Source organism: Bacillus sp. SIMBA_008 (genome assembly GCF_046535495.1).
GTDB classification, from domain to species: Bacteria; Bacillota; Bacilli; order Bacillales; family Bacillaceae; genus Bacillus; species Bacillus subtilis.
Window position 1 is genome coordinate 733555 of sequence record NZ_JAWRWL010000001.1, and the last position, 17223, is coordinate 750777.

A 17223-nucleotide genomic window follows, 5' to 3' on the forward strand; every position below is an offset into this window, starting at 1 on the left:
CAGTGTATATGCTCCGTGATAAACTGTCTTCAAAACAAAACATGGGGGAAGTCTGAATGAAAAAACAAAAATCCGCTGACAAACACCAGCTAAAAGACGGCCTTCAATCCGATATCAAAGCAAAGCTTATGGAGATGAAGAGCCAATTGAAGGAAGAGGATGAAAAGAGGCAGGAAAGAGAAAAAGCAGAACAGATCAGAAAGAAAAAAGAGATCGAAAAAAATAAGAGCTTTGAAGAACTCCTAAATGAAAGCCAAATGGATTGGCATCAATATAAATAAACCAGCACCTGTACGGGTGCTGGTTTTTCTGCTATGAGCGATGAGCTTTGTAAATGTCTTGTTTCGTATGAGATTGGAGCGCTTTGATTTCCTCCTCGGTTAAACGCCGTGCATTTGCTGCCTGAATATTTTCCCGTAACTGCTCAATCTTACTGGCGCCTGTAATCACTGAAGCGACAGCCGGCTGTGCTAGCAGATACTGCAGCGACTTTTCTGTCATGGAAAGATCGGGAGCCACTTCCTCCATTGCCTTGCGGGCATTTGTCAGTTCCTCGAATGAATAGGACAAGTACCCGTTTTGTTTCATACTGTCTGAAGCTTGATCAAGCGGTTTTTCAGTTAAGAGCCCTTTGGCAACAGGACCTCTGGCGACTACGCTGATTTGATGTTCCTCTAAAAGCGGGAGCCATTCCTCAGGGCGTCTGTCAAACAGGCTGAATTGCATCATAATGCTGACGATGTTTGATTTTTTTACATATTCTTTAATCACATTCGGGCGGATGGAAGAAATGCCGTAGTAGCGGATGACACCTTCTTGTTTTAATTCCTCAAACGCTTCGATCGTTTCATCAATGTTGTCCTCTATCGTGCCGCCGTGAAGCTGATAAAGGTCGATATAATCTGTTTTCAGCCGTGTAAGGCTCTTTTTTACAGCCTCTTTTATGTAAGCTTTTGAAGGGTCCCAATACCAGCCCTCGCTTCCGTCATCCCAACGGTTTCCCGCTTTTGTTGCCAGTATAATATCCTGGCGTCTGTTTTGGATCGCATCACCGACAATTTCTTCGTTGCGTCCCCGGTCATACAAATCCGCTGTATCCAAATAGTTGATGCCAAGCTCGATCGCTTCATCCAGAATGGACAATGCTTTGTTTTTTTCAGTTCCAAGAGACATACAGCCGAGTCCGACTTCACTAATGTCTAAATCAGATGTACCCAATTTGCGCTTTTTCATGTGCACACTCCTTTTTTAGGCTTTGTATTGACCGTAATATAAAGGAGCTAAAGTTTCAACTTTTATGGCTTTGAGATCCAATCTTTCACATATTGAAATGTGCGTCCATACTCTTTTAACTTCGCCCGAATTTCCCATGCTTTTCCGACTAAGACAACACCTTTTGGCATGCGGTGCACTTTCACGAAGAAGCCCCCTTTTGCTCTAGTATGATAAAATGTATGGGGCATCATATAGAGACAGAACGGGAGATGAAGAAATGAAATCATTAGAAGAAAAAACAATTGCCAAAGAACAGATCTTTTCGGGTAAAGTCATTGATCTTTATGTCGAGGATGTAGAGCTGCCAAACGGCAAAGCCAGTAAACGTGAAATTGTGAAACACCCTGGAGCTGTAGCGGTACTAGCCGTCACAGATGAAGGGAAAATCATCATGGTCAAACAATTCCGTAAGCCGCTTGAGCGGACGATCGTTGAAATTCCGGCCGGTAAGCTTGAAAAAGGTGAGGAGCCGGAGTATACGGCACTTCGGGAACTTGAAGAGGAAACCGGTTATACAGCAAAAAAACTGACAAAAATAACTGCGTTTTATACATCACCCGGATTTGCAGATGAAATCGTTCACGTTTTTCTTGCTGAGGAGCTTTCTGTGCTTGAAGAAAAACGGGAGCTTGATGAGGACGAGTTTGTTGAAGTGATGGAGGTGACGCTTGAAGATGCGCTAAAGCTGGTTGAATCGCGTGAAGTATACGATGCTAAAACAGCCTACGCCATTCAGTATCTTCAGCTGAAAGAAGCGCTCCAAGCACAAAAATGAAAAAGATTTACGCGGATTTACATATTCATATCGGCCGGACCTTTACAGGAAGGGCTGTCAAAATAACAGGTGCCAAAACATTAACGCTGGACAGAATATTGGTTGAAGCCAGTGAACATAAAGGAATTGAACTCCTCGGCATTATCGACTGTCATTCTCCGGAAGTCATTCTAGAGCTTGAGGAAGGCATTTCATCTGGAAAATATCGCGAGCTTGACGGGGGAGGAATTCGTTATCGCAGCACGACTCTTTTATTGGGGAGCGAGCTGGAGATTTATGATGAAGCTTGTAGCGGACCGATCCATGTGCTCGTATTTATGCCGACGTTGGCTGATATGAAACAGTTTTCAAACTGGCTGTCAGCCCGGCTGAAAAATATTCATTTAAGCTCGCAGCGGATTTATGAAACGGGCTTAAACCTGCAAAAAAAAGTGCAGGATATGGGCGGCTTGTTTATCCCCGCCCATATCTTTACGCCGCATAAAAGCTTATATGGAAAAGGGGTTAAATCAAGCTTAACTGAGGTTTTTGATCCATCTATGATAGACGCGGTGGAGCTTGGATTAAGCTGTGATACAGACATGGCATCACACGTATCGCAATTGAATCCGTATCCTTTTTTAACAAATTCTGATGCGCATTCGTTGGGGAAAATCGGCAGAGAATATAATGAACTATATGTGCAGTCAGCTGATTTTACTGAATTTGCTCTTGCATTAAAGGGACAAGATGACAGGAAAATTATCGCAAATTATGGCTTGGACCCGTTATTGGGGAAATATTATCAGACGGCTTGCGAAGCGTGCGGAGAGCCTGCTGTAAGCGGGGAAACAGCGTGCGCGAATTGCGGAAATGCCAGATTTACCAAGGGAGTCAGCGAAAGATTGCGTGAATTGAGTGATCAGCTTGAAGTTCGCGTCCCGCGTCCGCGATATGTACATCAGATCCCGCTGCAATTTGTTCCGGGTGTAGGCCCGAAAACGCTGGACAAACTAAAAAAAGCCTTCGGAACAGAAATGGCTGTTCTTCATGAGGCTGCAGAAGAAGATTTGGCTCGCGTTGTCCCGCCGAAAACCGCGGCGCTTATCGTAAAAGCGAGATCCGGAAAACTGGAATTGAAAGCCGGAGGAGGAGGAACCTACGGTAAAATTAAACCGTGAGCTAAAGATTAACTCAGTTCCTCCTGTACTTTTCTTTTTGTGCGTATAAAGGTAATCAGCTGGATGATTTCATCTTCACTCAGCGGCTGGCCATCAACAGAAATGGTAAAGTCAAGGCTGCTCCACGTGGCCAATTCTATGGCCTGAGGAGCAGTCTGCTTTTGTTTCTCGCGGCCTAAAAGTTCATCGCAGGTTGTGTCAAAGAGGTCAGCCAGCATGGCAAGCGCTTCAAGTGAAGGCCGTCGGTAGCCTGACTCGTAGCCGGCATATGTGCTTTTTGCGATACCGAGAAGGTCAGCTGTATATTGAAGCGACCAATTTTTCTTTTTTCTCAATTCAGTTAAACGATCTAGATTCATGAACTTCCGCTCCTTTTTCACCTTGAGCTGATTATATCATATAGGTATTAGGAAGTGTACGCGAATTGAATAATAATGTCTTGCGTATTTTATTTTCCGTGTCTATAATTGCATTAAAAGTATGCGAAAAGCGAATACCTTCTCGCAACCCATCTTTAGATACAGTGAAGAGGTGCATGGTATGAAAAAATTATTGATGTTGACAACTGGGGGAACGATTGCTTCAGTTGAAGGGGAAAATGGGCTGGCTCCCGGAGTCAAGGCTGATGAATTATTAAGTTACGTATCAAAACTTGATAACGATTACACAATGGAAACTCAGTCGCTTATGAATATAGACAGCACCAATATGCAGCCTGAATACTGGGTGGAAATAGCGGAAGCCGTTAAGGAAAATTATGATGCCTATGACGGGTTTGTTATTACTCACGGTACAGATACAATGGCCTATACATCTGCAGCACTATCGTATATGCTGCAGCATGCCAAAAAGCCGATTGTCATCACCGGCTCGCAGATTCCGATCACGTTCCAAAAAACCGATGCCAAAAAAAATATTACTGATGCCATTCGATTTGCCTGTGAAGGCGTGGGCGGCGTTTATGTTGTATTTGACGGCAGAGTCATTCAGGGAACGCGTGCGATCAAATTAAGAACGAAAAGCTACGACGCATTTGAAAGCATCAATTACCCATATATCGCTTTTATCAATGAAGACGGGATTGAATACAACAAACAAGTAACGGAACCTGAGAACGACACCTTCACAGTTGACACTTCACTATGCACAGATGTATGTCTGCTGAAGCTGCATCCAGGCTTAAAGCCCGAAATGTTTGATGCCCTGAAAAGCATGTACAAAGGAATTGTCATTGAGAGTTATGGCAGCGGAGGGGTGCCGTTTGAAGGCAGGGACATTTTGTCAAAAGTGAATGAGCTGATCGAAAGCGGCATTGTCGTCGTCATTACGACTCAATGTCTTGAAGAAGGCGAAGACATGAGCATTTACGAGGTTGGCCGCAGAGTCAACCAAGACTTAATTATCCGATCAAGAAATATGAACACAGAAGCAATTGTGCCAAAATTGATGTGGGCGCTAGGTCAGTCTTCGGATCTTCCTGTCGTCAAGAGAATTATGGAAACGCCGATAGCTGATGACGTTGTCCTGTAAAATGTAAAAACGATAACCAGCAAAGAGAAAGAAGGTTAAAGATTATGTTAAACGGCCAAAAAGAATATCGCGTGGAAAAAGACTTCCTTGGGGAAAAACAAATTGAGGCAGATGTTTATTACGGAATTCAGACGCTCCGTGCTTCTGAAAATTTCCCGATCACAGGATACAAAATCCATGAGGAAATGATTAACGCACTGGCGATTGTGAAAAAAGCTGCGGCTCTTGCCAACATGGACGTGAAACGGCTGTATGAAGGAATTGGCCAAGCTATCGTACAAGCCGCTGACGAGATTCTGGAAGGCAAGTGGCACGATCAGTTTATCGTCGATCCGATTCAGGGCGGTGCCGGAACTTCTATGAACATGAACGCGAATGAGGTTATCGGAAACCGGGCGCTTGAAATCATGGGACATAAAAAGGGAGATTATATCCATTTAAGTCCAAACACACATGTGAACATGTCACAGTCTACGAACGATGTGTTCCCGACTGCTATTCATATTTCCACATTGAAGCTCTTAGAAAAACTGCTGAAAACAATGGAAGATATGCATAGTGTGTTCAAGCAAAAAGCACAGGAGTTTGACTCTGTTATTAAAATGGGCCGGACACACCTTCAAGATGCGGTTCCGATCCGTCTTGGCCAGGAATTCGAAGCTTACAGCCGTGTTCTCGAGCGTGATATCAAACGAATCAAGCAATCGCGCCAGCACCTATATGAAGTCAACATGGGCGCAACTGCTGTTGGTACAGGGCTGAACGCTGATCCTGAATATATCAAACAGGTAGTAAAGCACCTTGCTGATATTAGCGGGCTTCCTCTTGTCGGCGCTGACCATCTTGTTGATGCGACACAAAATACAGATGCCTATACAGAGGTATCAGCTTCATTAAAAGTCTGCATGATGAACATGTCGAAGATCGCAAACGACCTGCGCTTAATGGCGTCGGGACCGCGCGCCGGACTTGCGGAAATTTCTCTGCCTGCACGTCAGCCGGGTTCATCTATTATGCCGGGGAAAGTCAATCCGGTTATGGCGGAGCTGATCAACCAAATTGCGTTCCAGGTTATCGGAAACGACAATACAATCTGCCTTGCTTCAGAAGCCGGCCAGCTTGAGTTGAACGTCATGGAGCCCGTGCTTGTCTTTAATTTGCTTCAATCCATCAGCATCATGAACAACGGCTTCCGTTCGTTCACTGACAACTGCTTAAAGGGCATTGAAGCCAACGAAAAGCGGTTGAAGCAATACGTAGAAAAAAGCGCAGGCGTGATCACAGCTGTCAATCCGCATCTTGGATATGAAGCGGCTGCCAGAATTGCCCGGGAAGCGATTATGACAGGCCAATCAGTCCGTGACCTTTGCCTGCAGCATGATGTGCTGACTGAAGAAGAATTGGATATTATTTTAAACCCATATGAGATGACCAAACCAGGTATCGCAGGGAAAGAACTATTAGAAAAATAAAATTTGTATAAAATACAGCTTATTCATCTCCGAATAGTCGGATGAATAAGCTGTTTACAACATAGGGATGAGGAAGTATAGTATACGTGTTGCATTATATATTGAAAGCGTTTTAGCTTTTACATGAAGGGGGACTTCTTTTGAAGGATGTAAGATTGCCAACACTATTTGAAATTATTATTGTACTAGGAGTATTTTTAGCACTTGTTCTATCGTTTACAGTCTTTCTCGACTTGCCGATACAGCTGGCGCTTTTTGTTTCATGGTTTATTGCAATGCTTTTAGGTATAAGACTCGGTTATTCTTATAAAGATTTACAAAATGCGATTGTACATGGGATATCAAATGGCCTTGAAGCCGTACTGATTCTCGTTTCAGTTGGGGCGCTCATCGGAACATGGATTGCCGGAGGCGTTGTGCCGACTTTGATTTATTACGGACTGGAATTTATTCACCCAAGTATCTTTTTACTGGCAACGTTAATTATTTGTTCCATTATGTCTGTGGCAACAGGAACGTCATGGGGAACAGTCGGAACTGCCGGCATTGCCATGATCGCAATTGGAGAGGGGTTAGGCATTCCGCTTCCTCTAGTAGCGGGAGCTATTCTTTCAGGTGCTTATTTTGGGGACAAGCTGTCTCCGCTGTCTGACAGTACAGTTCTAGCTTCTTCACTATCAAAAGTCGATGTATTGGCTCACGTGAGAGCAATGCTTTATTTATCAATACCTGCTTATGTCATTACAGCTATACTCTTTACAGTTGTTGGATTTATGTACGGCGGGAAAAATATTGATCTTGATAAAGTTGAATTCTTAAAATCATCTTTGCAAAACACGTTTGACATTCATATTTGGATGCTGATCCCGGCAGTTCTCGTCATAGTCTTATTGGCGATGAAAAAGCCATCTATGCCAGTTATCGTAATTGGCGCTTTACTCGGTGCAATCTGGGCTGTTGTTTTCCAAGGAATGGATATTGCCCATGCGATTGCAACTGCGTACAACGGCTTCTCTATTAAAACGGATGTTGAATTTTTGAACGGCTTGTTAAACCGCGGTGGAATTGTCGGTATGCTTGATTCTCTCGTCGTCATCATCTTTGGCCTTGGTTTTGGCGGTCTGCTTGAGAAACTCGGCGTGTTAAAAGTCATTGTTTCAACGTTTGAAAAGAAATTAACTTCAGCCGGCAATGTCACATTGTCTACACTGATCGTAGCGTTTTTAGCAAACATCTTCGGCTGTGCGATGTATGTATCTCTTATTTTGACTCCGAAAATTATGGAAGACAGCTATGATCGTTTACATCTGGACAGAAGAGTGTTATCACGTAACTCAGAGGTCGGGGGAACATTGACTTCGGGGATGGTTCCTTGGTCTGATAATGGGATTTACATGGCTGGTATTTTAGGTGTTTCTACCTTCTCTTATCTGCCGTTTATGTGGCTCAGTTTTGTAGCAATAGGTCTTGCAATTATCTATGGTTATACAGGAAAATTTATATGGTATACGAAAAACAATACAGTTAAAGCCGAAAAACTAGGCTAATAGGGGAGGATCACTGAATGATAGCGAAACACATGATTCGGACACTGATGATCGAAACGCCTTCGGTTCCCGGAAATCTTGGAAGGGTGGCTACGGCCATCGGCCTTCTGGGCGGGGATATTGGTGAAGTGGAGACGGTAAAAGTCGGACCCAATTACACAATGCGGAATATTACCGTTCAAGTGGAGAATGAAGAACAGCTTCAGGAAGTGATCGCGGCTGTACAGGCCCTCGGAGAAGGGATCAGGCTTCACACCGTATCTGATGAAGTCCTGTCCGCACATGAAGGCGGAAAAATCCAAATGAAAAGCAAAATGCCGATCCGTTCACTGGCAGAGCTGGGACGTGTCTACACACCAGGTGTTGCGGACGTGTGCCGACTGATCGAAAAAGAACCTGAAAAAGCTTCTATTTATACAACGATCAGCAATTCTGTTGCAATTGTAACGGATGGAACCGCAATTTTAGGCCTTGGGAATATCGGCTCTGTGGCTGGCATGCCTGTCATGGAAGGAAAGGCTGCTTTATTTGATCAGCTGGCGGGTATTAGCGGCATTCCGATACTGCTTGATACGAGTGATCCTGAAGAAATCATCAAAACAGTAAAACATATTTCTCCGGGCTTTAGCGGCATCCTTCTTGAGGATATCGGTTCGCCGCATTGTTTTGAAATCGAGGATCGCCTAAAAGAGGAGCTGAACATCCCTGTTATGCACGATGACCAGCATGGTACAGCTGTAGTGACGCTGGCAGCTGCCATTTCGGCATGCAGGAGTGCGGGGGTTGACCTGAAGGAAGCGAAAGTGGGGCAAATCGGCCTTGGCGCAGCAGGCGTGGCCATCTGCCGGATGTTCATGGCTTATGGTGTGAATGCTGTATACGGAACAGACAAATCAGAGTCAGCAATGAACCGTCTCGAACAATACGGCGGACAGGCAGTTTCCAGTATTGAGGAGCTTATGGAAACATGTGATATTGTCATTGCTACAACGGGCGTTCCGGGTTTAATAAAACCGGCATTTGTACGTTCTGGTCAAGTGATTCTGGCTTTATCGAATCCGAAGCCGGAAATTGAGCCGGAGGCCGCACTGCAGGCTGGCGCCGCATATGCAGCTGACGGGCGTTCTGTTAATAATGTACTCGGTTTTCCAGGGATTTTTAGAGGAGCGCTTAACGCAAAAAGCACGGAGATTAATCATGATATGCTTGTCGCAGCAGCAGAGGCCATCGCAGCTTGCACTAAACAAGGTGATGTTGTCCCTCAGCCGCTTGATTCAAAAGTCCATCATGCGGTAGCAGCAGCTGTCGAGCATGCAGCTCTTACAGCAGTGAAATAAATGTAGCTAAACAGCACCTGTCGTAGCAGGTGCTGTTTTTTTCTTATCATTGTTCAATTTTGTTATCATTACTATGAAAATAAAAAAGGGAGTGATCACATGGCAAAAAGCCAAGCGAAAAAGAAGCGGGGGCATCGATTGAGAAACGGCGGACGTGACGTCTTATTATCAAGAGGCAGCACACCATCTTTCAGCACACATGGAAGAATGACAAAAAGCAAAAAAGAGATTTTGAATAAACGGAAGCATAAGAATCCTTATGATCATACAGCAGTTGATGATAAGGATTTTTTTGTGCCCCAAAAAGCCGCCTAGCATTCATCTCTATTGTTTCTTTTTGAAAAAGGGCATGTTTTTCTGTTTCTTTCATACAATCTATTAAATCAAATCACTAGAGCGGGCGGGAGGAAACGGTATGCGAAAAATCTCTTATAAGGACATGTTTCTCAGGCATGTCAAAGATCATCTCTCTCTTTATATATTTGTGTCAGTGCTGTTTTTCATGGGTGTCATCTTTGGCGCGATTATTGTCAACAGTATGACCATCAGCCAGAAAGAAGATTTATACTACTACTTAAGTCAATTTTTTGGACAGCTTTCGGATGGAAAACAGGCAAGTTCAGCTGATATGTTTGGGCAAAGTATCTTTCATAATGCAAAGTATTTAGGCCTGATGTGGATACTGGGAATTTCCGTCATTGGGATGCCGATTATTTTCATTATGATCTTTCTGAAAGGGATCGTCGTCGGCTTTACTGTCGGGTTCCTAGTCAATCAGATGGGAGTAAGCGGGTTTTTCCTATCATTTGTCTCCGTTTTGCCGCAAAATGTGCTGCTGATTCCGGCTTATCTCATTATGGGCACATGTGCAATTGCGTTTTCTTTAAAGTTAATCAGACAGCTGTTCGTGAAACGAAGCCTGCATGACGCGCCGATTCAATGGTTCGGGCGGTATGCCTTTGTGCTGCTGGTCATTCTGTTTTTAGCGCTGATTTCATCTCTCTTTGAAGCATACTTATCTCCTGTTTTAATGGAAAAGCTTACATCTAGACTTTTTTAAAATCATTATTAAAAGAAAACCATTTTATTTATCAGTTTATAATAATTATAGTTGGAACTCTGCGCGTATTTTGTTATAATGAGTCATGGAATGCGGCGTAGGAGGGAAAGACATGGAAAACCGTATTGATCGTATTAAGAAACAACTGCACTCATCCAGCTATAAACTTACGCCACAGCGTGAAGCGACAGTAAGAGTGCTGCTTGAAAACGAAGAAGACCATTTAAGCGCAGAAGATGTATACCTCCTCGTAAAAGAGAAATCTCCTGAGATCGGTCTCGCTACAGTATACCGTACGCTTGAATTATTAACTGAATTAAAAGTCGTAGATAAAATTAACTTTGGAGACGGTGTGTCCCGTTACGACCTTCGGAAAGAGGGAGCAGCTCACTTTCATCACCACTTGGTGTGCATGGAGTGCGGAGCCGTTGATGAAATTGAAGAAGATTTGCTTGAAGACGTGGAAGAAATCATTGAACGTGATTGGAAATTTAAGATTAAAGATCATAGATTGACGTTTCACGGCATTTGCCACCGCTGTTACGGAAAAGAAACTGAATAGACGGTGCCGAGCGCGAACCTTTTCTCATAGGGAAAGGGTTTTTTGCTGTTTCTATGTATAAAACCTTTCTGATTTGGCATATGGTTTATATAACTGGAACCATAGGGAAAGGATCGATTAGGACATGGGAAGATTCCTGAAAACAGCTGTCGATGCATTGAAAGTTTTCATCCTGTTTACCGGTTTTACCGCTTTGTTCTATTATGCTATGATATGGGTGAATCAAGAGTATGAAAACTATCATCGGTATGATAAACCGGAAGGCTCCGCTGTAAAAGTTGTTGAAATGGATCAGGATGAAAAAGGCGGATGGTTCGACCGGTTGATCTTTTTTTACCAAAACGGGGAGTAGATCAAGAGTGAAAGATCAAATAAAGGATTTCATCCACTACGTTATGGTAGAGAGAGGGCTCTCTCAAAATACGATCGTATCCTATGAACGTGACTTGAAAAGCTATTCTCTCTACTTAACAGAAACCCTTCATGTTACAGATTGGAATCACGTTACCCGCATACATATTATCCAATATTTAAAGCATTTGAAGGACTCGGGGAAATCCGGCAAGACATCGGCGCGGCATTTGGCATCCATTCGCTCTTTTCATCAATTTCTGCTCAGGGAAAAAGTAACGGATAAGGACCCTTCCGTTCATATCGAAACACAAAAGACGGAACGGGCGCTTCCGAAGGTGCTCGCACTCAATGAAGTCGAGCGATTATTGGACACGCCTAAGCTGACGAGCCCATTCGGCTATCGGGATAAAGCAATGCTGGAGCTGCTTTATGCGACAGGCATACGAGTCAGTGAAATGATTGAGTTGAAAACGGCAGATGTTCATTTATCTATGGGGTTTATCCGATGCTTTGGCAAAGGAAGAAAAGAACGGATTGTGCCAATTGGTGAAGCCGCCGCTTCCGCCATTGAGGAATATATGACAAAAGCCAGGGGAAAACTGTTAAAGAACAATGTGTCTGACGCCCTCTTTTTAAATCATCACGGCAAACAGATCAGCCGCCAGGGATTTTGGAAGAACCTGAAAAAAATCGCGTTGGAAGCCGGCATTAAGAAAGAGCTGACTCCGCATACGCTCAGGCATTCCTTTGCGACGCATCTGCTTGAGAACGGGGCAGATTTAAGAGCGGTGCAGGAAATGCTCGGTCATGCGGATATATCCACGACGCAAATTTATACGCATGTGACGAAAACAAGGCTGAAGGATGTGTACAAGCAGTTTCATCCGCGAGCATAGCCGCAGGTGGCTGCGGCTTTTTTGTTTAGAGCGACAGAAAATATTGAAGTTTCTCATTATTTCCAAATACATTGTCAACGGGAATGAAAACGGTTTATACTTGAGTTGTCAGACCTCTTAGCGATACAATAGACGTATAGAAAAAAAGGAGGCTTTCAAGATGCCTGCATACAAATATAATCGTGTGTTTTTAATTGTGATGGACTCAGTCGGAATCGGCGAAGCGCCTGATGCCGCTGACTTTAATGACGAAGGCGCTCATACGCTCGGTCATATTGCCGAGCATATGAACGGATTACATATGCCGAATATGGCAAAGCTCGGCCTTGGTCTTATCGAAGATATCAAAGGTGTAAAAAAAACAGAACATCCGCTTGCCTATTATGGAAAAATGCAAGAAGCGTCAAACGGAAAAGATACGATGACTGGCCATTGGGAGATTATGGGTTTATACATTGATAAACCATTTAAAGTGTTCCCGGAAGGCTTTCCTGATGAATTGCTTCAAGAGCTGGAAAAGAGATCTGGCCGCAAAATTATTGGAAACAAGCCGGCTTCCGGCACAGCGATTTTGGATGAGCTTGGTCAGGAGCACATGGAGACAGGGGCTTTAATTGTTTACACGTCTGCTGACTCTGTTCTGCAAATTGCCGCTCACGAAGAGGTTGTGCCGCTTGAGGAGCTGTATCGCATTTGCGAAACGGCGAGAGAGCTGACGCTTGATCCGAAATATATGGTTGGCCGCATTATTGCACGGCCGTTCGTCGGAGAGCCGGGTCAATTCAAACGGACGCCAAACCGCCATGACTATGCCCTTAAACCGTTTGATCGCACTGTCATGAATGAATTGAAAGACAGCGGCTTAGATGTGATTTCAATCGGTAAAATCTCTGATATTTACGACGGAGAAGGCATTACTTCTTCACGCAGAACGGTTTCCAATATGGACGGAATGGACAAGGTGATCGATACGCTGGGAGAAGACTTTACGGGTCTGAGCTTTGCGAACCTTGTTGATTTTGACGCGTTATTCGGACACCGCCGTGACCCTGAAGGCTACGGACGCGCGCTTGAAGAATTTGATGCGCGGCTTCCGGAAGTGTTTGAAAAAATGAGAGAAGACGATCTGTTAATTATTACAGCCGACCATGGCAATGATCCGATTCATCATGGGACTGACCATACACGCGAGTATGTGCCGATTCTCGCTTACAGCAAAAAACATAAGAAAGCGCAAATGCTGCCGCTTGCAGATACATTTGCTGATATCGGCGCAACGATCGCTGATAATTTCCAAACGAATAAACCGAAATACGGGAAAAGCTTTTTATCTTTATTACAATAGGGGGACTGTTTCTTGAAGGACAGAATTGAACGCGCAGCCGCTTTTATTAAACAAAACCTGCCGGAATCTCCGAAGATCGGCCTTATTTTAGGCTCAGGTCTTGGCATTTTGGCGGACGAAATTGAAAATCCGGTCAAGCTGAAATATGAAGATATACCTGAATTCCCGGTATCTACTGTTGAAGGGCATGCCGGACAACTTGTGCTTGGCACTCTTGAAGGAGTTTCCGTCATTGCAATGCAGGGCCGCTTTCATTTTTATGAAGGCTACTCAATGGAGAAAGTCACATTCCCTGTACGCGTGATGAAAGCGCTCGGTGTGGAAGCGTTGATCGTGACAAATGCCGCAGGCGGTGTCAACACTGAATTCCGTGCGGGAGACTTAATGATTATTACCGATCATATCAACTTTATGGGAACAAACCCGTTAATCGGGCCAAACGAAGCTGATTTCGGCGCCAGATTTCCAGATATGTCTTCAGCCTATGATAAAGATCTGTCCAGCCTGGCTGAAAAGATTGCGAGAGACCTTAATATCCCAATTCAAAAAGGCGTGTACACTGCTGTGACAGGACCTTCTTACGAAACACCGGCAGAAGTCCGTTTCTTAAGAACGATGGGCTCTGATGCTGTCGGCATGTCTACTGTTCCGGAAGTCATTGTGGCGAATCATGCGGGAATGCGGGTTCTTGGCATTTCCTGCATCTCTAACGCGGCAGCCGGAATTCTGGATCAGCCTTTAAGTCACGATGAAGTTATGGAAGTGACCGAAAAAGTAAAAGCTGGATTCTTGAAGCTTGTTAAAGCGATCGTCGCTCAGTACGAATAAATATGAATCAATGCAGGACCAAAAGACAGCTGTGACTGATATCACACAGCTGTCTTTTTTTATGCCCAAAATTCGAAACATTTTCCATCAGTGGCGTATAAAACCATCCCGCTTGGAAAAAATAAAAAGGATTATGAAATGGAGGGCTTTTGAGATGAAACGTCTTTTATCCACTTTGTTGATTGGTATAATGCTGCTTACATTTGCACCGTCTGCATTTGCAAAACAAGACGGAAAACGTACATCGGAGCTTGCTCATGAAGCGAAGTCTGCGGTGCTGATAGAACGTGACACGGGAAAAGTGCTTTACAACAAGAACAGCAATGAGAGACTGGCGCCTGCAAGCATGACGAAAATTATGACGATGCTTTTGATTATGGAAGCTTTAGATAAAGGCAAAATCAAAATGAGTGATAAGGTCCGTACAAGCGAGCATGCGGCGTCAATGGGCGGCTCACAGATCTTCCTTGAGCCCGGCGAAGAAATGACTGTCAAAGAAATGCTGAAGGGTATCGCAATCGCTTCGGGAAATGACGCTTCCGTCGCCATGGCTGAATTTATTTCCGGCTCTGAAGAAGAATTTGTTCAGAAAATGAACAAAAAAGCAAAAGAGCTGGGATTGAAAAATACATCCTTCAAAAACCCGACCGGATTGACCGAGGAAGGACATTACAGCTCTGCTTATGACATGGCAATCATGGCTAAGGAATTATTGAAATACGAATCAATTACGAAGTTTACCGGCACGTATGAAGATTACCTTCGTGAAAATACAGATAAAAAGTTTTGGCTTGTAAATACAAATCGCCTTATCAAATTTTATCCTGGTGTAGACGGCGTAAAAACAGGCTATACAGGCGAAGCGAAATATTGTCTGACTGCTTCGGCTAAAAAAGGAAACATGCGGGCCATAGCGGTTGTATTCGGAGCGAGCACGCCTAAAGAAAGAAACGCGCAAGTGACAAAAATGCTTGACTTCGCCTTTAGCCAATATGAAACGCATCCTTTATATAAACGAAATCAAACAGTAGCAAAAGTAAAGGTCAAAAAAGGGAAACAAAAATTTATCGAACTCACTACATCTGAGCCGATTTCAATATTGACGAAAAAAGGCGAGGATATGAACGATGTGAAAAAAGAAATCAAGATGAAGGACAATATTAGTGCTCCGATTCAAAAAGGCCAAGAGCTTGGCACTCTTGTTCTGAAAAAGGATGGAGAAGTACTCGCTGAAAGTCCTGTTGCTGCAAAAGAAGATATGAAGAAAGCCGGGTTTATCACATTCTTAAAGCGGACGATGGGAGACTGGACAAAATTTAAGTAATTATGCCGAATGACCACTAGTTTTGTCACGGTGAAGGAATTCATTCCGTCGAAATCGAAACACTCATTATCCGATCATATCAAGGAGGAATGAGCATGAGCCTTGGAATTGACATGAATGTCAAAGAATCTGTGCTTTGTATTCGATTAACAGGCGAACTCGATCACCATACGGCTGAAACCCTGAAGCAAAAAGTGACTCAATCATTGGAGAAGGATGATATTCGCCATATCGTGCTGAACTTGGAGGACCTTTCCTTTATGGACAGCTCGGGGCTTGGCGTTATTTTAGGAAGATACAAGCAAATTAAGCAAATTGGCGGAGAAATGGTTGTTTGCGCTATCTCTCCTGCGGTGAAGCGATTGTTTGATATGTCGGGTCTGTTTAAAATTATCCGATTTGAACAATCTGAACAGCAGGCACTCCTGACACTGGGGGTGGCATCATGAAAAATGAAATGCACCTTGAGTTTTCTGCCCTCAGTCAGAATGAATCGTTCGCCCGTGTGACAGTTGCTTCATTTATAGCTCAGCTGGACCCGACAATGGATGAACTGACTGAAATCAAAACAGTCGTGTCAGAGGCTGTCACGAATGCGATTATCCATGGATATGAAGAGAACTGTGAAGGGAAAGTTTACATTTCAGTGACGCTGGAAGATCATGTCGTATATATGACTATTCGTGATGAAGGCTTAGGCATTACAGATCTTGAAGAAGCCCGTCAGCCTCTATTTACGACTAAGCCTGAGCTTGAGCGCTCTGGAATGGGCTTTACCATTATGGAAAATTTCATGGATGATGTCAGTATCGATTCATCGCCTGAAATGGGAACAACGATTCGCTTAACAAAGCACTTATCAAAAAGCAAAGCGCTTTGTAATTAAGGAGATTTGTTATGGATGTGGAGGTTAAGAAAAACGGCAAAAACGCTCAGCTGAAGGATCATGAAGTAAAGGAATTAATCAAACAAAGCCAAAATGGCGACCAGCAGGCAAGAGACCTCCTCATAGAAAAAAACATGCGTCTTGTTTGGTCTGTCGTACAGCGGTTTTTAAACAGAGGATATGAGCCTGACGATCTCTTCCAGATCGGCTGCATCGGGCTGTTAAAATCTGTTGACAAATTTGATTTAACCTATGATGTGCGTTTTTCAACGTATGCAGTGCCGATGATTATCGGAGAAATCCAACGATTTATCCGTGATGACGGAACCGTAAAGGTATCACGGTCATTAAAAGAGCTTGGAAACAAAATCCGGCGCGCGAAGGATGAGCTTTCGAAAACACTGGGCAGAGTGCCGACGGTGCAGGAGATCGCTGACCATTTGGAGATTGAAGCTGAGGATGTTGTACTGGCCCAAGAGGCGGTAAGGGCTCCATCTTCGATTCACGAAACCGTTTATGAAAATGACGGAGATCCGATTACCCTGCTTGATCAAATCGCTGACAACTCAGAAGAAAAATGGTTTGACAAAATTGCGCTGAAAGAAGCAATCAGCGATTTGGAGGAAAGGGAAAAACTAATCGTCTATCTCAGATATTATAAAGACCAGACACAGTCCGAGGTGGCTGAGCGGCTCGGGATCTCTCAGGTGCAGGTTTCCAGGCTTGAAAAGAAAATATTAAAACAGATCAAGGTTCAAATGGATCATACGGATGGCTAGCCTGCAGTGCAGGCTAGCTTTTTTGTGTGCAAAAGCGTGGTAATTTATGGTCTTTTCGAGCGGATGAATGAGAACAAAATCGAACCACATACT

Annotated in this window: 21 protein-coding genes; 18 read left to right on the plus strand and 3 right to left on the minus strand. The window is 43.9% G+C overall.

Annotated elements, in window-relative coordinates; genetic code table 11:
• Positions 1-56 precede the first annotated feature (56 nt).
• A complete protein-coding gene (locus SB658_RS03980; RefSeq protein ID WP_003230416.1) occupies positions 57-281 on the plus strand; it encodes a YqkE family protein in 225 nt (74 codons plus the stop codon).
• Between the two features lie 31 nt (positions 282-312).
• Here SB658_RS03980 and SB658_RS03985 read toward each other — a convergent pair whose 3' ends face one another.
• A complete protein-coding gene (locus tag SB658_RS03985) occupies positions 313-1233 on the minus strand; it encodes an aldo/keto reductase (protein WP_033884657.1) in 921 nt (306 codons plus the stop codon).
• Between the two features lie 62 nt (positions 1234-1295).
• Positions 1296-1418 carry a Z-ring formation inhibitor MciZ gene (gene mciZ, locus SB658_RS03990; RefSeq protein ID WP_003230420.1) on the minus strand — a complete coding sequence of 41 codons (123 nt, stop codon included), beginning with the start codon at positions 1416-1418 and terminating at the stop codon, positions 1296-1298.
• A 74-nt stretch (positions 1419-1492) separates the two neighbouring features.
• Here mciZ and nudF point away from each other — a divergent pair, with 74 nt between their 5' ends.
• Both nudF and SB658_RS04000 read left to right on the plus strand, forming a co-directional pair.
• Positions 1493-2050, plus strand: a complete 558-nt coding sequence (gene nudF / locus SB658_RS03995; protein ID WP_004398600.1) for an ADP-ribose pyrophosphatase — start codon at positions 1493-1495, stop codon at positions 2048-2050.
• Positions 2047-3210 (plus strand): TIGR00375 family protein, encoded by a 1164-nt coding sequence (locus SB658_RS04000; RefSeq protein ID WP_033884655.1) that lies wholly within the window; start codon positions 2047-2049, stop codon positions 3208-3210. The genes nudF and SB658_RS04000 overlap by 4 nt, the downstream gene beginning before the upstream one ends.
• Positions 3211-3218: 8 nt before the next feature.
• Here SB658_RS04000 and ansR read toward each other — a convergent pair whose 3' ends face one another.
• The gene (gene ansR, locus SB658_RS04005; RefSeq protein ID WP_004399024.1) at positions 3219-3569 is read right to left on the minus strand and encodes an HTH-type transcriptional regulator AnsR; all 351 of its coding nucleotides are present in this window, start codon (positions 3567-3569) and stop codon (positions 3219-3221) included.
• Positions 3570-3750: 181 nt separating this feature from the next.
• Here ansR and ansA point away from each other — a divergent pair, with 181 nt between their 5' ends.
• The 15 genes from ansA to sigF all read left to right on the plus strand — a co-directional run bounded on the left by ansA (position 3751) and on the right by sigF (position 17130).
• Entirely contained in the window at positions 3751-4740 is a 990-nt protein-coding gene (gene ansA, locus SB658_RS04010; protein ID WP_004399032.1) for an asparaginase, read from the plus strand.
• Between the two features lie 44 nt (positions 4741-4784).
• A complete protein-coding gene (gene aspA, locus SB658_RS04015; RefSeq protein WP_014477246.1) occupies positions 4785-6212 on the plus strand; it encodes an aspartate ammonia-lyase in 1428 nt (475 codons plus the stop codon).
• Between the two features lie 140 nt (positions 6213-6352).
• Entirely contained in the window at positions 6353-7759 is a 1407-nt protein-coding gene (mleN, locus tag SB658_RS04020; protein ID WP_003230432.1) for a malate-H+/Na+-lactate antiporter MleN, read from the plus strand.
• 17 nt (positions 7760-7776) lie between these two features.
• A complete protein-coding gene (locus SB658_RS04025; RefSeq protein WP_004398731.1) occupies positions 7777-9096 on the plus strand; it encodes an NAD-dependent malic enzyme in 1320 nt (439 codons plus the stop codon).
• Positions 9097-9195: 99 nt separating this feature from the next.
• On the plus strand, positions 9196-9411 hold the full coding sequence (locus SB658_RS04030) for a hypothetical protein (protein WP_003246030.1): 216 nt from the start codon (positions 9196-9198) through the stop codon (positions 9409-9411).
• A gap of 100 nt (positions 9412-9511) precedes the next feature.
• Complete coding sequence (gene spoIIM, locus SB658_RS04035; RefSeq protein ID WP_004398593.1) at positions 9512-10156, plus strand: stage II sporulation protein M; 645 nt, start codon at positions 9512-9514, stop codon at positions 10154-10156.
• Positions 10157-10268: 112 nt separating this feature from the next.
• Positions 10269-10718, plus strand: coding sequence for a ferric iron uptake transcriptional regulator (gene fur / locus SB658_RS04040; RefSeq protein WP_029726750.1), 450 nt, complete (start codon positions 10269-10271; stop codon positions 10716-10718).
• 124 nt (positions 10719-10842) lie between these two features.
• Entirely contained in the window at positions 10843-11070 is a 228-nt protein-coding gene (locus SB658_RS04045; RefSeq protein ID WP_003230440.1) for a YqzK family protein, read from the plus strand.
• Positions 11071-11077: 7 nt separating this feature from the next.
• The gene (xerD, locus tag SB658_RS04050) at positions 11078-11968 is read left to right on the plus strand and encodes a site-specific tyrosine recombinase XerD (RefSeq protein ID WP_004398985.1); all 891 of its coding nucleotides are present in this window, start codon (positions 11078-11080) and stop codon (positions 11966-11968) included.
• 160 nt (positions 11969-12128) lie between these two features.
• Entirely contained in the window at positions 12129-13313 is a 1185-nt protein-coding gene (deoB, locus tag SB658_RS04055; protein ID WP_144500723.1) for a phosphopentomutase, read from the plus strand.
• Positions 13314-13325: 12 nt separating this feature from the next.
• Complete coding sequence (locus tag SB658_RS04060; protein WP_015714207.1) at positions 13326-14141, plus strand: purine nucleoside phosphorylase I, inosine and guanosine-specific; 816 nt, start codon at positions 13326-13328, stop codon at positions 14139-14141.
• A 154-nt stretch (positions 14142-14295) separates the two neighbouring features.
• Positions 14296-15465 carry a D-alanyl-D-alanine carboxypeptidase DacF gene (dacF, locus tag SB658_RS04065; RefSeq protein WP_015714206.1) on the plus strand — a complete coding sequence of 390 codons (1170 nt, stop codon included), beginning with the start codon at positions 14296-14298 and terminating at the stop codon, positions 15463-15465.
• A gap of 95 nt (positions 15466-15560) precedes the next feature.
• A complete protein-coding gene (spoIIAA, locus tag SB658_RS04070; RefSeq protein WP_004398633.1) occupies positions 15561-15914 on the plus strand; it encodes an anti-sigma F factor antagonist in 354 nt (117 codons plus the stop codon).
• Positions 15911-16351, plus strand: coding sequence for an anti-sigma F factor (gene spoIIAB / locus SB658_RS04075; RefSeq protein WP_003230452.1), 441 nt, complete (start codon positions 15911-15913; stop codon positions 16349-16351). The genes spoIIAA and spoIIAB overlap by 4 nt, the downstream gene beginning before the upstream one ends.
• A gap of 11 nt (positions 16352-16362) precedes the next feature.
• Positions 16363-17130, plus strand: coding sequence for an RNA polymerase sporulation sigma factor SigF (gene sigF, locus SB658_RS04080; protein ID WP_003230458.1), 768 nt, complete (start codon positions 16363-16365; stop codon positions 17128-17130).
• Positions 17131-17223: the final 93 nt, after the last annotated feature.

What these genes read in the sequence shown, in the direction of transcription:
- fur (WP_029726750.1), top strand. Translation starts at nt 10,269, where the DNA reads ATGGAAAACCGTATTGATCGTATTAAGAAACAACTGCACTCATCCAGC.
- deoB (WP_144500723.1), top strand. Translation starts at nt 12,129, where the DNA reads ATGCCTGCATACAAATATAATCGTGTGTTTTTAATTGTGATGGACTCA.
- spoIIM (WP_004398593.1), top strand. Translation starts at nt 9,512, where the DNA reads ATGCGAAAAATCTCTTATAAGGACATGTTTCTCAGGCATGTCAAAGAT.
- SB658_RS03980 (WP_003230416.1), top strand. Translation starts at nt 57, where the DNA reads ATGAAAAAACAAAAATCCGCTGACAAACACCAGCTAAAAGACGGCCTT.
- spoIIAA (WP_004398633.1), top strand. Translation starts at nt 15,561, where the DNA reads ATGAGCCTTGGAATTGACATGAATGTCAAAGAATCTGTGCTTTGTATT.
- ansA (WP_004399032.1), top strand. Translation starts at nt 3,751, where the DNA reads ATGAAAAAATTATTGATGTTGACAACTGGGGGAACGATTGCTTCAGTT.
- spoIIAB (WP_003230452.1), top strand. Translation starts at nt 15,911, where the DNA reads ATGAAAAATGAAATGCACCTTGAGTTTTCTGCCCTCAGTCAGAATGAA.
- SB658_RS04025 (WP_004398731.1), top strand. Translation starts at nt 7,777, where the DNA reads ATGATAGCGAAACACATGATTCGGACACTGATGATCGAAACGCCTTCG.
- SB658_RS04030 (WP_003246030.1), top strand. Translation starts at nt 9,196, where the DNA reads ATGGCAAAAAGCCAAGCGAAAAAGAAGCGGGGGCATCGATTGAGAAAC.
- ansR (WP_004399024.1), bottom strand. Translation starts at nt 3,569, where the DNA reads ATGAATCTAGATCGTTTAACTGAATTGAGAAAAAAGAAAAATTGGTCG.
- sigF (WP_003230458.1), top strand. Translation starts at nt 16,363, where the DNA reads ATGGATGTGGAGGTTAAGAAAAACGGCAAAAACGCTCAGCTGAAGGAT.
- SB658_RS03985 (WP_033884657.1), bottom strand. Translation starts at nt 1,233, where the DNA reads ATGAAAAAGCGCAAATTGGGTACATCTGATTTAGACATTAGTGAAGTC.
- aspA (WP_014477246.1), top strand. Translation starts at nt 4,785, where the DNA reads ATGTTAAACGGCCAAAAAGAATATCGCGTGGAAAAAGACTTCCTTGGG.
- SB658_RS04045 (WP_003230440.1), top strand. Translation starts at nt 10,843, where the DNA reads ATGGGAAGATTCCTGAAAACAGCTGTCGATGCATTGAAAGTTTTCATC.
- SB658_RS04000 (WP_033884655.1), top strand. Translation starts at nt 2,047, where the DNA reads ATGAAAAAGATTTACGCGGATTTACATATTCATATCGGCCGGACCTTT.
- nudF (WP_004398600.1), top strand. Translation starts at nt 1,493, where the DNA reads ATGAAATCATTAGAAGAAAAAACAATTGCCAAAGAACAGATCTTTTCG.
- dacF (WP_015714206.1), top strand. Translation starts at nt 14,296, where the DNA reads ATGAAACGTCTTTTATCCACTTTGTTGATTGGTATAATGCTGCTTACA.